Origin of the sequence: Streptomyces sp. NPDC086549, from assembly GCF_044746205.1 — a bacterium.
Lineage (GTDB): Bacteria > Actinomycetota > Actinomycetes > Streptomycetales > Streptomycetaceae > Streptomyces.
Genome location: NZ_JBIVBS010000013.1, coordinates 283,216 through 297,095, shown reverse-complemented (window position 1 = coordinate 297,095; position 13,880 = coordinate 283,216). Strand labels below are relative to the sequence as shown.

12 protein-coding genes are annotated in these 13,880 nt (G+C 68.3%); 10 read left to right on the top strand and 2 right to left on the bottom strand.

Annotated features, from left to right (window positions below; all coding sequences use genetic code 11):
* Positions 1 to 13 precede the first annotated feature (13 nt).
* The 9 genes from ACIPSA_RS34725 to ACIPSA_RS34685 all read left to right on the top strand — a co-directional run bounded on the left by ACIPSA_RS34725 (position 14) and on the right by ACIPSA_RS34685 (position 11,009).
* Positions 14 to 805 carry an enhanced serine sensitivity protein SseB gene (locus ACIPSA_RS34725; protein ID WP_402641928.1) on the top strand — a complete coding sequence of 264 codons (792 nt, stop codon included), beginning with the start codon at positions 14 to 16 and terminating at the stop codon, positions 803 to 805.
* Positions 806 to 1,016: 211 nt separating this feature from the next.
* Positions 1,017 to 1,769 (top strand): enhanced serine sensitivity protein SseB C-terminal domain-containing protein, encoded by a 753-nt coding sequence (locus ACIPSA_RS34720; protein WP_402642066.1) that lies wholly within the window; start codon positions 1,017 to 1,019, stop codon positions 1,767 to 1,769.
* A 704-nt stretch (positions 1,770 to 2,473) separates the two neighbouring features.
* Complete coding sequence (locus tag ACIPSA_RS34715) at positions 2,474 to 3,472, top strand: ABC transporter permease (protein ID WP_402642063.1); 999 nt, start codon at positions 2,474 to 2,476, stop codon at positions 3,470 to 3,472.
* Between the two features lie 27 nt (positions 3,473 to 3,499).
* Positions 3,500 to 5,248, top strand: a complete 1,749-nt coding sequence (locus ACIPSA_RS34710; protein ID WP_402641926.1) for an ABC transporter substrate-binding protein — start codon at positions 3,500 to 3,502, stop codon at positions 5,246 to 5,248.
* A gap of 90 nt (positions 5,249 to 5,338) precedes the next feature.
* Positions 5,339 to 6,349 carry an ABC transporter permease gene (locus ACIPSA_RS34705; protein ID WP_402641923.1) on the top strand — a complete coding sequence of 337 codons (1,011 nt, stop codon included), beginning with the start codon at positions 5,339 to 5,341 and terminating at the stop codon, positions 6,347 to 6,349.
* Positions 6,346 to 7,434 carry an ABC transporter ATP-binding protein gene (locus ACIPSA_RS34700; RefSeq protein ID WP_402641920.1) on the top strand — a complete coding sequence of 363 codons (1,089 nt, stop codon included), beginning with the start codon at positions 6,346 to 6,348 and terminating at the stop codon, positions 7,432 to 7,434. Before ACIPSA_RS34705 ends, ACIPSA_RS34700 begins: the two co-directional genes overlap by 4 nt.
* Complete coding sequence (locus ACIPSA_RS34695; RefSeq protein WP_402641918.1) at positions 7,431 to 8,804, top strand: ABC transporter ATP-binding protein; 1,374 nt, start codon at positions 7,431 to 7,433, stop codon at positions 8,802 to 8,804. Before ACIPSA_RS34700 ends, ACIPSA_RS34695 begins: the two co-directional genes overlap by 4 nt.
* A gap of 100 nt (positions 8,805 to 8,904) precedes the next feature.
* Positions 8,905 to 10,305 carry a M1 family metallopeptidase gene (locus tag ACIPSA_RS34690; protein ID WP_402641916.1) on the top strand — a complete coding sequence of 467 codons (1,401 nt, stop codon included), beginning with the start codon at positions 8,905 to 8,907 and terminating at the stop codon, positions 10,303 to 10,305.
* Positions 10,306 to 10,352: 47 nt separating this feature from the next.
* Positions 10,353 to 11,009: a trimeric intracellular cation channel family protein gene (locus tag ACIPSA_RS34685; RefSeq protein WP_402641913.1), complete on the top strand. Its 657-nt coding sequence runs from the start codon at positions 10,353 to 10,355 to the stop codon at positions 11,007 to 11,009.
* Here the strand turns inward: ACIPSA_RS34685 and ACIPSA_RS34680 are convergent.
* Positions 10,918 to 12,150, bottom strand: coding sequence for an alpha/beta hydrolase (locus ACIPSA_RS34680; protein WP_402641912.1), 1,233 nt, complete (start codon positions 12,148 to 12,150; stop codon positions 10,918 to 10,920). The genes ACIPSA_RS34685 and ACIPSA_RS34680 overlap by 92 nt on opposite strands.
* A 188-nt stretch (positions 12,151 to 12,338) precedes the next feature.
* Between ACIPSA_RS34680 and ACIPSA_RS34675 the strand changes: the two genes are divergently transcribed.
* The gene (locus ACIPSA_RS34675; protein WP_402641909.1) at positions 12,339 to 13,235 is read left to right on the top strand and encodes a thioesterase family protein; all 897 of its coding nucleotides are present in this window, start codon (positions 12,339 to 12,341) and stop codon (positions 13,233 to 13,235) included.
* On the opposite strand, the gene ACIPSA_RS34670 is transcribed toward ACIPSA_RS34675, so the two are convergent.
* Positions 13,222 to 13,824 carry a TIGR03086 family metal-binding protein gene (locus ACIPSA_RS34670; protein WP_402641907.1) on the bottom strand — a complete coding sequence of 201 codons (603 nt, stop codon included), beginning with the start codon at positions 13,822 to 13,824 and terminating at the stop codon, positions 13,222 to 13,224. The genes ACIPSA_RS34675 and ACIPSA_RS34670 overlap by 14 nt on opposite strands.
* Positions 13,825 to 13,880: the final 56 nt, after the last annotated feature.

Here is a 13,880-nt window from a genome sequence, read left to right as displayed (position 1 = left end):
CAGGCGGTAGCAGATGGACTTCCCGGCGGACTTTCCAGCGGACTTCCCGGCACAGGCACACCCCCATCCGCACGGCGGATGGCCCGGCAACGAACTGGAGGAGGTGCTGTCGGCATCCCTCGGCGTGCCCTCGGCCGGCGGCCGGATCGTCGAGGTCCTGGGCCGCAGCTTCCTGTGGATCCCGCTGCCCAGCGGCGGCGGCCCGGACAGCGGCCCCCTCGACCTGCCCACGATGGAGATCCAGGGCCAGGTGTACGTCCCGGTGTTCAGCTCGGAGGAGCAGTTCCGCCAGGTCGTCGGCTCCCACCTGTCGTACACCATCGCCCCCGCCGTGGAGTTCGCCCGCGGTCTGCCCCCGCAGGTCGGCCTCGCCCTCAACCCGGACGGTGTGGTCGGCGTCCCGCTTCCGCCGGAGGCGGTGGCCGAGCTGTGCCGGGTGGGCCGCAGCGAGCTCGACGGCCCGACGACGGGGGGCCGTGTCCGCCTGTTCGAGCCCGACTGGCAGGTCGACCCGGTCGACTTCCTCGCCGCGGCCTCCGCGGAGTTCGCGGCGACGGGCGTGGTCGTCACGGCCCGCCGCTGCCTGGCCGCGGTCGAGACGGCCGAGCCGGTGATGTTCGTCGGCGTCGAACTGTCCCGGTGGGAGGGCGACCTGCGGGCACTTCCCCTGGAGGCACTGGGCAAGGCCTTGGGGAAGGTCCCGGTGCAGTGGCCGGTCAACCTCGTACTGCTCGACGTGGCCGAGGACCCGGTGGGCCACTGGATGAGGGAAAACGTCCGGCCCTTCTATCAATTCGGCCACTAGAAGCGCCCCGTCGGGGACGCGGGGCCGTATCGATGTGCGGCTCCGCCGCGTGGGCGCGACAAGCCACCACGAACCGGTACTCGCCGAGGGACAACGAGCCCCGGGCTCCTGGGCGCTTAAGCTGTTTCCATACGCGGGGCAACTTCTCGAAGGGGCGGTAAACCAGGTGAGCGCGAGCGGCAGCGGCACCGCGACCGGACAGGTCGAGCACATGCTGCGGCAAGTCACGCCCGGGCGTTACGACGCCTACGAGGCGCTTCTCCGCGCCCTCGCCACCCCGTCCTCCGGCCAGGTGTGGATGCTCCTCTGGCACGGCCAGGCCGGCTCCCCCGACGCCCAGTACGGGAACATGGAGGTGGGCGGGTACGGCTACGCCCCCTGTGTCACCTCCGCCCAGGAGCTGTCGGCCAGCGGCTGGAACAGGTCGTACGAGGTGGTCGACGGCCTCGACGTGGCCCGCACGCTCTATCCGGACCACTTCGGCCTCTGGCTCAACCCGCACGCCCCGGGCGGCGGCATGGGCATCCCCTGGCTGGACCTGCGCCGCATCGCCACCGGCCTGGACCGCCAGCCCGCGGGCCCGCTGCGACTGTCGGAACCCGGCATCGAGATCCCGCAGTTCTACGCCCTGCTCACGCAGAACGCCCACCGCACCCCGGCGGTCCGCTCGCTGCGCCGAGCCTGGGTGCAACCGGCCCTCGGGGCACCGTACCTGGCCATCGGCCTGGACGTGTACGACACCTCGCCGCCCGCGGTCGACTCCGTGCGCGCGATGATGCAGCAGTCCATCGGGGCGGTCCCGGACGGGCTCCCGGTGTCGACGGTGGCGATGACCGACGAGTACGACCCGGTCGTCATGTGGATGCGGGCCGGCGCCCGGCCGTTCTACGACCGCGAGGCGCACGGCGCCCCGGTCCAGTCCCCGGCGGCCGGGTTGGGATACCCGGGCACCAGCCCGTACTGAGCACCGTACGGCGAGTCGCCGAGCCGGACGATTGCTCATGCGAATCTCTTGCTCTCCCCCGTTCATCTTCATTTGTTCTTCGGTTTCCCTTCTGCGGGATCCCGATTTTCGTGCAAGGAAGAGGTGGTCACGGTGACGCCCTTGGCCACGGTTTTGTCTCATCGCGAAACCGCCCGGAAGCTTGCGCCGCATTCCTCAAGTAGCCCTCGAATTTGCAATGATGTATAAAATTGAAACATTCGCAAAGTGGCAATTGTCCGAACTGTGGATGCGTAGAAGCCATGAAAAAGCTGGGTGAATCGGACCCCTGTCGAGTGAATGTGATGCCCATCACATGTGTCGGGATGCCTCAACCTGGGCGTGCGTGGGGCGACTTGGGGGCGACGTGCGAGCCGTCGCCGACTGTGACAGGTGCGTCCGCGAGCCGGTTCTGTGCGTTCGGATAACGGAACACCCAGATTGGCATCACGGTTGCGCATACTTTCCCCGTCACATCTGGCGTGTGATCACGAAGGCATTGAAGACTCGCTTCTCAGACGCGAGGCCATCGATCCTGTGTGCGAGTGCCCATCGGCGCCAATCTGAGGATCAGTTGGACAGTTGGGTCGAATCACGACACAGGCCGCGTAGCAGGAATAGCGAACCAAGCCGCCCACAGCGGCGGACAAAGGCCGGTCACCGCCGGCGAGAGGGGTCAGGTCACTGTGACCGCACCGATCGAGACCACCGGGGCGGAGGCTGAAGTGCAGCCCGAGGCCGTGCTCGCCGGGGTCAAGAAGAGCCAGATCGAAGGGCGTTCACTCTCACAGATCGCCTGGACCCGTTTCAAACGGGACAAGCTGGCCGTTGCGGGCGGCGTCATCGTCATCCTGCTCGTGCTGATGGCGGTGCTCGCGAAGCCGATCGAATGGGCTTTCGGGCTGGACCCCAACCAGTTCCACCAGGACCTCATCGACCCGGCTCTGCTGGCCCCCAAGGGCAGCTGGGGCGGTATGAGTTGGGCCCACCCGCTGGGCGTGGAGCCGCAGTACGGCCGTGACATGCTCGCCCGCATCATCGAGGGCTCCTGGGTCTCGCTGCTGGTCGCCGGCGGAGCCACCCTGCTGTCCGTGATCATCGGTACCGTGCTCGGCGTCGTCGCCGGCTACTACGGCGGCTGGGTCGACAGCGTCATCAGCCGGCTGATGGACACCTTCCTGGCGTTCCCGCTGCTGCTGTTCGCCATCGCCATCTCGGCATCTGTGCAGGACGGTTTCTTCGGGTTCGACGGTCTGTCGCTGCGCATCGGCGTACTGATCTTCGTGATCGGCTTCTTCAGCTGGCCGTACATCGGCCGTATCGTGCGCGCCCAGACGATGAGCCTTGCGCGGCGCGAGTTCGTGGAGGCCGCCACCAGCCTGGGCGCCCGCGGCCCGTACATCCTGTTCCGCGAGCTGCTCCCCAACCTCGTCGCGCCGATCCTCGTCTACTCGACGCTGATCATCCCGACGAACATCCTTTTCGAGGCCGCGCTGAGCTTCCTCGGAGTCGGTATCGCACCGCCGCAGGCTTCTTGGGGCGGAATGCTCAGCAATGCTGTGGATCTCTACACCGCAGATCCGCAGTTCATGTTCGTGCCCGGACTGGCGATCTTCATCACCGTCCTGGCATTCAACCTGCTGGGTGACGGGCTGCGTGATGCGCTCGACCCTCGCAGCAAGTGATCCAACGATCGAGGGGGCATTCCTCACGTGAAGACGAGAAGGCTTACCGCCGCCGTGGCGACGGTCCTGGCGGTCTCGCTCGGCGCTGCCGCGTGCAGCGGCGGTAAAGACAGCAACAACAACAGCGGTGGCAGCACCGGCAAGAAGGACGCGGCGCTGGACTCCATCGTCAACGCGTCGAGCAAGAAGGGGGGGACGGTCAACCTCGAGGACTCTGACGTTCCGGACTCCCTGGACCCGGGCAACACGTACTACGGCTTCGTGCAGAACTTCTCGCGTCTGTACGCCCGTACGCTCGTCACGTTCAAGCCGGCAGCCGGCAAGGACGGCCTGACCGTCGTCCCCGACCTCGCCGACTCCCTCGGCAAGGCCAGCGCCGACGCCAAGACCTGGACGTACCACCTGCGTTCGGGCCTGAAGTTCGACGACGGCACGCCGATCACGTCCAAGGACGTCAAGTACGCGGTCGAGCGCTCCAACTTCGCGCCCGAGGCCCTGTCCAACGGTCCCACGTACTTCAAGGCGTACCTCAAGGGCGGCGACAAGTACAAGGGCCCCTACAAGGACAAGAAGGGCCTCGACTCGATCGAGACCCCGGACGACCAGACGATCGTCTTCCACCTGGCCAAGCCGTTCGCCGACTTCGACTACCTGGCGACCTTCTCCCAGACGGCCCCCGTGCCGCAGGCGAAGGACGACGGCGCGAAGTACGTGCAGCACATCGTGTCCTCCGGCCCCTACAAGTTCGCCTCGTACGAGGAGGGCGCCAGCGCCTCCCTCGTCCGTAACCCGAACTGGGACGCCAAGACGGACCCGATCCGCAAGGCGCTGCCGGACAAGATCAACATCAAGTTCAAGGTCAACCCGGTCACGGTCGACAACGACCTGCTCGCCGACAAGATCACGGCCGACATCACCGGCGCCGGTGTGCAGCCGCAGACCCAGCCGAAGATCCTGAACGGCAAGTACGCCAAGCAGACGGACAACTCGTACGCGGGTGCCACGGGCTACATGGCCCTGAACCTGCACGTCGCCCCGTTCGACAACGTCCACTGCCGCAAGGCCGTCCAGTGGGCCCTCGACAAGCAGTCGGTCATCGACGCCATGGGTGGATCGCCCAAGGGTGACGTGGCCACCACGCTGCTGCCGCCGTCGGTCAACGGCTACACCAAGTTCGACACCTACGCCACGGCGGGCCACAAGGGTGACCTGGCCAAGGCCAAGGACGAGCTGAAGCAGTGCGGCAAGCCGAGCGGCTTCTCCACCACGCTGACGGCCCGCGCCGACCGCCCCGCCGAGATTGCGGCCGCCACCGCCATCCAGAACTCGCTCAAGGGCGCCGGCATCAAGGTCGACATCAAGCAGTTCCCCTCCGGCAAGTACTTCTCCAACTTCGCCGGTGTCCCGAGCTACGTCCACCAGCACAAGCTCGGCATGATGATGATGGCGTGGGGTGCCGACTGGCCGACCGGCTACGGCTTCCTGGACCAGATCATCGACGGTTCGGCCATCAAGCCCTCGGGCGGCAACAACCTGATGGAGCTGAACGACCCGAAGATCAACAAGGCTCTGTCCGACGCCATCTCCAACACCGACGCCGCGGCCCGCACCAAGGCCTGGGGCGACATCGACAAGATGGTCCTGGACAACGCCTCGGTCGTCCCGCTGATCTACCGCAAGAACCTGCTGATCAGGCCTACGTCCGCGACCAACGTCACGGTCACGCAGGCGTACCTCGGCATGTACGACTACACGCTGCTGGGCTCCTCGAAGTAACAGCAGGCCGGATACCCCTGAAAGGCAGGTGAAGGCTCCGGGCGGCCGGGACGGACACACTCCGTCCCGGCCCCCCGGAGCCGGACAGCTGTGGCTGCGTATATCATCCGACGCGTCTTTGGCGCCTTGGTACTGCTGCTGGTGGTCAGCGCAGTCACCTTCGCGATCTTCTTCCTGGTCCCCCGCCTGGGCGGCCAGACGGCCACCCAGCTGGCCACCCAGTACGTCGGCAAGGACGCCAACCCCGAGTCCATCGCCGCGATCAAGAAGAACCTGGGCTTCGACCAGCCCATCTACATGCAGTACTGGGACTACATCAGGGGCCTGTTCGTAGGCGCCGACTACAAGTTCGGTCCCGACGCCACGCACTGCAGCGCCCCCTGCTTCGGGTACTCCTTCAAGAGTCACGTCGAGGTGTGGCCGCAGCTCACGCAGCGCATCCCGGTCTCCTTCTCGCTGGCCGTCGGCGCGGCCGTGATCTGGCTGATCTTCGGTGTGACCACCGGCGTCATCTCCGCGCTGCGCAAGGGCAAGCCCGTCGACCGCATCTCGATGTTCATCGCGCTCGCCGGCGTCTCGCTCCCGATCTTCTTCACCGGCCAGGTCATCAACGTCCTGTTCATCTACCAGTGGCCCATCTGGGACAGCACCGACTACGTGCCCTTCACCCAGAACCCGGGTGAGTGGGCCTGGCACCTGTTCCTGCCCTGGGTCAGCCTCGCGTTCCTCTTCTCCGCCACCTACGCCCGGCTCACCCGGGCGGGCATGCTGGAGACGATGAGCGAGGACTACATCCGCACGGCCCGGGCCAAGGGTCTGCGGGAGAGCACGGTCGTCACCAAGCACGGCCTGCGCGCGACCCTCACCCCGATCGTCACCATCTTCGGTATCGACTTCGGCACCCTCATCGGTACCGCGGTGCTCACCGAGACGGTCTTCTCCCTGCAGGGGATCGGCGCGTACTCGATCCAGGCCATCAAGGACAACGACCTGCCCATCGTGATGGCCGTGACCCTGGTCGCCGCCTTCTTCATCGTCTTCTCCAATCTGGTCGTCGACCTGGTGTACGCAGCCATCGACCCCCGCGTGAGGTACTCGTGAGCAAGCTCGAAAAGGCGGCACTGGGCGAACCGGCCACGGACGTCGCCGCCCCTTCCGATGCCCAAGACGCGTTCCTCTCCGTTCGCGATCTGCGCATCCACTTCAGCACCGACGACGGTCTGGTCAAGTCGGTGGACGGCGTCAGCTTCGACGTGCGGCGCGGCCAGACCCTGGGCATCGTGGGCGAGTCGGGCTCCGGCAAGTCCGTGACGTCCCTCGGCCTCATGGGTCTGCACCGCGCGGCGAACGCCACGGTCTCCGGCGAGGTGTGGCTGGACGGCCAGGAGCTGATCGGCGCCGACCCGGACGAGGTGCGCCGGCTGCGTGGCCGCAAGATGGCCATGATCTTCCAGGACCCGCTGTCCGCGATGCACCCGTACTACAAGGTCGGGACCCAGATCGTCGAGGCCTACCGGGTCCACCACAAGGTCAGCAAGAAGGTGGCCCGCACGCGCGCCATCGAGATGCTCGACCGGGTCGGCATCCCAGAGCCCGCCAAGCGCATCGACGGCTACCCGCACGAGTTCTCCGGCGGTATGCGCCAGCGCGCCATGATCGCGATGGCGCTGGTCAACAACCCCGAACTGCTCATCGCGGACGAGCCGACCACCGCCCTCGACGTGACCGTCCAGGCGCAGATCCTCGACCTGATCCGGGATCTGCAGAAGGAGTTCGGCTCCGCGGTCATCATGATCACGCACGATCTCGGCGTGGTCGCCGAGATCGCCGACGACGTCCTGGTGATGTACGGCGGCCGGTGCGTGGAGCGCGGACCGGTCGGGGAGATCTTCGACAAGCCGCAGCACCCGTACACCTGGGGCCTGCTCGGCTCGATGCCGCGCATCGACCGCGACACCGCCGACCGGCTCACCCCGGTCAAGGGCCAGCCGCCGAGCCTCATCAACGTCCCCTCGGGCTGTGCCTTCCACCCGCGCTGCCCGTACGCGGACCTTCCCAAGGGGAACGTCACCCGCACGGTGCGTCCCGAGCTGGAGCTGGCGGAGGGCGGCCACTGGTCCGCCTGCCACCTCTCGGCGGAGGACCGTACGCGGATCTGGACCGAAGAGATTGCGCCGAAGCTGTGAGTGAGACGAACAAGAAGGACACCGCCGAGGACGCCGCCGGGAAGGCCGCGGTCCCGCAGCAGGCGTCGGCTCCCGGGGACGGCTCCGCCGAGCGTGAGGTGCTGCTCCGGGTCAAGGGCCTGACGAAGCACTTCCCGATCAAGAAGGGCCTCATGCAGCGCCAGGTCGGCGCCGTGAAGGCGGTCGACGGCATCGACTTCGAGGTACGCAAGGGCGAAACCCTGGGCGTCGTCGGCGAGTCGGGCTGCGGCAAGTCGACCATGGGCCGGGTCATCACCCGGCTCCAGGACCCGACCAGCGGCACGATCGAGTTCGAGGGCCGGGACATCACGCGGCTGAGCACCGGGAAGATGCGCCCGATGCGCCGCGACGTCCAGATGATCTTCCAGGACCCGTACGGCTCCCTGAACCCCCGGCACACCATCGGCTCGATCGTCTCGGCGCCCTTCCGGCTCCAGGGCGTGGAGCCCGAGGGCGGGGTGAAGAAGGAGGTCCAGCGGCTCCTGGAGCTGGTCGGTCTCAACCCCGAGCACTACAACCGCTATCCGCACGAGTTCTCCGGCGGTCAGCGCCAGCGCATCGGCATCGCCCGCGCGCTCGCCCTGAAGCCGAAGCTGGTCGTCGCCGACGAGCCGGTGTCCGCGCTGGACGTGTCGATCCAGGCCCAGGTCGTCAACCTCATGGACGACCTCCAGGAGGAGCTGGGCCTGACGTACGTGATCATCGCGCACGACCTGTCCGTCGTCCGGCACGTCTCGGACCGGATCGCGGTGATGTACCTCGGCAAGATCGTCGAGCTGGCGGACCGCGCCTCGCTGTACGAGGCGCCGATGCACCCGTACACCAAGGCGCTGATGTCGGCCGTGCCGATTCCCGACCCGAAGCGGCGGGGCACCAAGAGCGAGCGCATCCTGCTGCGCGGTGACGTCCCGTCGCCGATCGCGCCGCCCTCCGGCTGCCGTTTCCACACCCGGTGCTGGAAGGCGACGCAGATCTGCAAGACGACCGAGCCGCTGCTGCTGGAGCTGAAGCCCGGTCAGCGGGTCGCCTGCCACCACCCGGAGAACTTCGCCGACCAGGCCCCGCAGGACACCGTCCTGCTCACGGCGGCGAAGGAGGCCTCCGAGCTGGTCGGTGAAGCGGTCCTGGAGGAGTCGGCGGAGACGTCGGCGGCGGTGGCCGCCGAGGTCGCGGCGGCCGAGGAGGCTGCGGCTGAGGAGGCGTCGGCCGAGGCTGAGGAGGCGTCGGCCGAGGCCGAGGAATCCGAGACGGAGCCCGAGGCTGCCGCGGAACCCGACTCGGAGGAGTCGGAGTCCGCTGACGAATCCGAGGCTCCGGCCACCAAGTCCCAGGAGTCAACCGACAAGTAGGACATGACAACTGGGCAAAGTCATGTGCATGCCTGAACGGGAGAGTGCAGAGTCGACCGTGTCCGTCTACTGACCGGCACACGCTCGAAAGGGACGACTCATGGCACTCTCCCGTTCGGCACGCTTAGGGGCCGTCGCGACCGCGGCGGCCTCCTTCCTTGTCGTCGCCGCCTCCTCCGCCCCCACCCCGGGCGCCGCGGGCATCGGTGACCCGTACTTCCCGCAGCTCGGCAACGGCGGCTTCGACGCCCGCCATTACGACCTGGACATCGCCTACGCCCCGGACACCGGCCGCCTGGACGGCCGTACCACCCTCACCGCCCGGGCCACCCAGAACCTCTCCTCCTTCGACCTCGACCTGCAGCAGCTGGAGATCACGAAGGTCGAAGTCGACGGCAGACGCGCACAGTTCACGCGCGACGGCGACGAGGTCACCGTCACCCCGCGCGGCACCCTCGCCAAGGGCCGCGAGTTCACCGTGTCCGTCACCTACGGCGGCATACCCGAGCCCCTCGGCGGCCCCATCGTCTTCGGCTCCAAGTACGGCTGGATGAAGACCGCAGACGGTGTCTTCGTCGCCTGCGAGCCCAACGCCGCCTCCACCTGGTTCCCGTCCAGCGACCACCCCGCCGACAAGGCCACCTACGACATCCGGATCAAGGCGCCCAAGGGCCTGACCGGCGTCTCCAACGGCCGGCTCGTGTCGACGCACGACCGGGGCGACTCGACGTACACGCACTGGCGCGAGAGCCGGCCGATGGCCACCTACCTCGCCACCGCCACCATCGGGAAGTTCGACGTGCGCACCGGCCGCACCCCGGGCGGCATCCCGATCTACGTCGCCATCGACCCCGTGCTGCAGAACAGCAACAACGTCGACGTGTACGCCGTCACGGCCGCCGCCACCGACTACTGGTCGCAGGTCTTCGGTCCGTACCCGTTCGAGGAGACCGGCGCGATCGTCGACGACATGCCCGAGGCCGGGTTCTCGCTGGAGGTGCAGAGCAAGCCCGTCTACTCGGCCGTGCGCAACGAGTCGACGATCGTGCACGAACTGGCCCACCAGTGGTTCGGCGACTCGGTCAGCGTGGACCGGTGGAAGGACATCTGGCTCAACGAGGGCTTCGCCACCTACGCCCAGTGGCTGTGGGCGGAGCACCAGGGCACCCGCTCGGCGCACGACTCCTTCCTCGCCGCCTACAACGCCCGCCCGGCCGACTCCGCCTTCTGGCAGATCAACGTCGGCGACCCGCAGCGCGACACCATGTTCGCCTCCGCCGTCTACCAGCGCGGCGCGATGACGCTCCAGGCGCTGCGGGAGCGGATCGGTGACACCGCGTTCTTCGAGCTGCTGCCCGCCTGGACCAGGCTGCACCGGTACGGGAACGCGGACACCGCCGACTTCGTTCGGCTCGCGGAGCGGATCAGCGGGCAGCAGCTGGACGATCTGTTCCAGACATGGCTGTTCACGGCAGGGAAACCGACTGTTCCGGGGGTGTGACCCTTGCATTGTAAGGTGCACCCTCGATTCTGAGTAAGAATGGAAGGGTGCTCCAGCAACTCTTCAGTCCCTCCGTCCAGCACACGCTCGATGTGATCGGCATCTTCGTGTTCGCCATCTCCGGCGCGCTGCTGGCTGTCCGCAAGAACTTCGACGTCTTCGGCATCGCCGTTCTCGCCGAGGTCACCGCGCTGGGCGGAGGGCTGTTCCGCGACCTGGTCATCGGGGCGGTGCCGCCGGCCGCGTTCACGGACACGGGGTACTTCCTGACCCCGCTGCTCGCCGCGCTCCTGGTCTTCTTCCTGCATCCGCACGTGGAGCGCATCCAGGTCGCGGTCAACGTCTTCGACGCGGCCGGCCTCGGCCTGTTCTGCGTGGCCGGCACGACGAAGGCGTACGACTACGGACTCAACCTCACCGCGTCCGCGACCCTGGGGCTGGCCACCGCCGTCGGCGGCGGTGTGCTCAGGGACGTGCTGGCCAACGAGGTGCCGTCGCTGCTGCGCTGGGACCGTGACCTGTACGCGGTCCCGGCGATCGTCGGCGCCACCATGGTGGTGCTGTGCATCCACTACGACGTGCTGACCCCCTTCACCAGCGGCCTCGCGGTGGTCACCGCTTTCGTCCTGCGCCTGCTCGCGATGCGGTTCCACTGGCGAGCTCCGCGTGCGTGGAACCGGCGGTCGACGGTGACCGAGGAGTAGTCCCGGTGGTCCTGGCCCAGCTCTTGCCCATCTGTACGGTCAGCCAGCGGAAGACCGTCGTCACCTGCGGCTTCCACAGCGCCATGGTGTGGCCGCCCGCGCTGCGCGGCAGGAACACTACGTGCACGGTCGTCGGCGCCTTGGCGACCGATTCGAGGGCCACGCCCGCCTGGTAGCCGTCGCCGGACTCGCCGGAGATGTAGAGGGCGACCCGGGGCGGCACGGCGGCCTTCTTGAGGATCAGGTAAGGATTGTTCTCGGCGCGTGCCCGCGGGCTCTGGGCGGCCAGCGAGTTGCGCTCGCCGATCGGGTCGTTGTAGCCGGACATGCCGACCGCCGCCCGGAAGCGGTCGGGGTGGGCGACCGCCAGCTTGACCGCGCAGTGCGCGCCCGCCGAGTACCCGGCGACCGCCCAGCCCCCCGCGCCGGGGTCGGCGCGGAAGTTGTCCTTGACCATCTTCGGCACGTCGATGCTGAGCCAGCTGTCGGCGTTCACCTCGCCCGGGGTGTTCGCGCATCCGGTGTCCACGCCGGCCAGCAGAGTGGTGCGCGGCGCCACCATGATGAACGGGGCCACCTGGCCGCTCTTCATCAGCGGCAGCAGCTGCTCGTGCGCCTTCAGCGCCCCGAACCAGGCCTTGGCCGAGCCGGGGTAGCCGGGCAGCACCTCCACCACCGGGAACCTCTTGTGCCGGTAGGCGGGCTCGTTGTACTGCGGCGGCAGCCAGACGTAGACCTCGGCGTTCACGCCCGACACCCGGCCCTTGAGCTGGGTGACGCGCACCCCGCCGGCCGAGTGCATACCCGGTCCGTCGGCCTCCTTGAACGTCTGCTTCACTCTGGGCAGCTTCTTCAGCGCTATCCCGCCGGTGCCGTCCCGGCCGAGGTCCGCGGCCTGCTGCACGTGGTTGCCGGTGCCGAGCAGGTCGGCCCAGTTGTCGTACAGGTTGTTCTCGTTGTTGACCAGGACGAAGACCAGGGTGACGGCCGTGCCCTGGGCGAACAGCAGCATCAGGACCCGGGCCGCGACGCGCAGGACCCTGGGCCCGCGCGTCCTCGACCACAGGACGAGCGGCAGTATGAGGGCGACCACGGACAGCGCGATGGTCGTGTAGAGGAACGGAGTCCCGGTGAGGCTCATGTCCTCATAGAGGGGAACGGACGGCTTCGGGTTGTGGACGTGTCCTGACACTTACCGAGAAATTGCCGGAACCTCACCCAGCAGGCGGATCATCATGTCATCCGCTCACCTTCCGCTCACCATCCGCCCGCCGTCTGCCCGACCCTCCAAAGCTACCGCTTAGTAATTTCTTGTTGTACCGTTCATTCATGCCAGAAGCAGCTACCGCACCCTCCCCCACCCTCGGCTTCGCTCGAGCGGGGGGACCACCGTCGCGGGCCGTGATCGGCGACAGTGAGTTCGACCGCGACACCGCGGTCACCCGGCGCGAGCCCGGCGTCTACGACATCGACCTCTCCGCCGGCTGGACGATCATCGCCGCTGTCAACGGCGGCTATCTGCTGGCCGTCCTGGGCAGGGCCCTCGCGGACACCCTCCCGCACCCGGACCCCTTCACCATCTCCGCGCACTACCTGACGGCGTCCCAGCCGGGTCCCGCGGTCGTCCGCACCGAGACCGTGCGCACCGGCCGCGGCCTCTCCACCGGCCAGGCCTCCCTCTTCCAGTACGACGAGCAGGGCAACGAGGTCGAGCGCATCCGCGTCCTCGCCTCCTACGGCGACCTCGACACCCTCCCCGACGACGTCCGCACGACGGCCGCGCCGCCCGCGTTCCCGCCCATGGACCAGTGCTTCGGCCCCGAGGACGGTCCCGCTCCGGTCGACGGCAGTTCCGCCATCACCGACCGCCTGATGCTCAAGCTCGACCCCGCAACCCTGGGGTGGGCCCTCGGCGCGCCCTCCGGCAAGGGCGAGATGCGTGCCTGGTTCGGCCTCGCGGACGGCCGCGACGCCGACCCCCTCTCCCTGCTCCTCGCGGTGGACGCCCTGCCGCCCACCGCGTTCGAGATCGGCCTCAAGGGCTGGGTGCCCACGGTCGAACTGACCGTGCACGTACGCCACCGCCCGGCACCGGGCCCGCTGCGGGTGTCGATCACCACCCGCAACCTGGCCGGCGGCTTCCTGGAGGAGGACGCCGAGGTCTGGGACAGCGAGGACCGCCTGGTCGCCCAGTCCCGGCAACTGGCCCGGGTCAGGCTCGGCTGAGCGGCTTGCGGCCCAGCCAGGAGGCCAGCTGTCCGTAGGGGCCGGAGCCGTCGGGGGTCTCGACCGCGGAGGCGAAGGGGGTCTCCGCGTCGCGCTCGGGGTCGGGCAGGACCCTGCGGGCGGTGGTGAGGGCGAACTCGGCGAGTTCCGGGTCGAGTCCGTGCGGGTGGCCGAGGGCCTCGGAGAGGTCCCAGGTGTGGGTCACCAGCTCCATCGTGTAGCCGGAGAGCGCCGCGCGCCCGGGGACCTCGCCCCACGGCACGCGGACCGGCGCGGCCATGCGTCCGTCGGCCGACCAGGCCCGGAGCACCCGCTCCCTGACCTCGTCGTACGCGGCCGCCCAGCCGTCGTCCCCGACGCCTTCCGCGAACGGGTGCACGGCCATGCCGTCGCCGCCCTCGCCGACCACCGCGATCCGCAGCGTGCCGCCGACCATGTGGCTCAGCAGGGTGCGGACGTCGAACTCGGTACAGGGCGTCGGCCCCGCCAGCTGCTCGGGTCGTACGGTCTTGATGAGCGCGGCCGCCTGCTCCGTGGCGCGGGCGTAGAGGGGACGGGGGTCGATGGGCAGGGTGTTCGTGGCGTTCATGCGAGCCTCTCCTCGGGTCGATGCGTCGAGGATCGCCGGATAACCTGACAGTTTCC

What these genes read in the sequence shown, in the direction of transcription:
- ACIPSA_RS34725 (WP_402641928.1), top strand. Translation starts at nt 14, where the DNA reads ATGGACTTCCCGGCGGACTTTCCAGCGGACTTCCCGGCACAGGCACAC.
- ACIPSA_RS34720 (WP_402642066.1), top strand. Translation starts at nt 1,017, where the DNA reads ATGCTGCGGCAAGTCACGCCCGGGCGTTACGACGCCTACGAGGCGCTT.
- ACIPSA_RS34690 (WP_402641916.1), top strand. Translation starts at nt 8,905, where the DNA reads ATGGCACTCTCCCGTTCGGCACGCTTAGGGGCCGTCGCGACCGCGGCG.
- ACIPSA_RS34680 (WP_402641912.1), bottom strand. Translation starts at nt 12,150, where the DNA reads ATGAGCCTCACCGGGACTCCGTTCCTCTACACGACCATCGCGCTGTCC.
- ACIPSA_RS34675 (WP_402641909.1), top strand. Translation starts at nt 12,339, where the DNA reads ATGCCAGAAGCAGCTACCGCACCCTCCCCCACCCTCGGCTTCGCTCGA.
- ACIPSA_RS34670 (WP_402641907.1), bottom strand. Translation starts at nt 13,824, where the DNA reads ATGAACGCCACGAACACCCTGCCCATCGACCCCCGTCCCCTCTACGCC.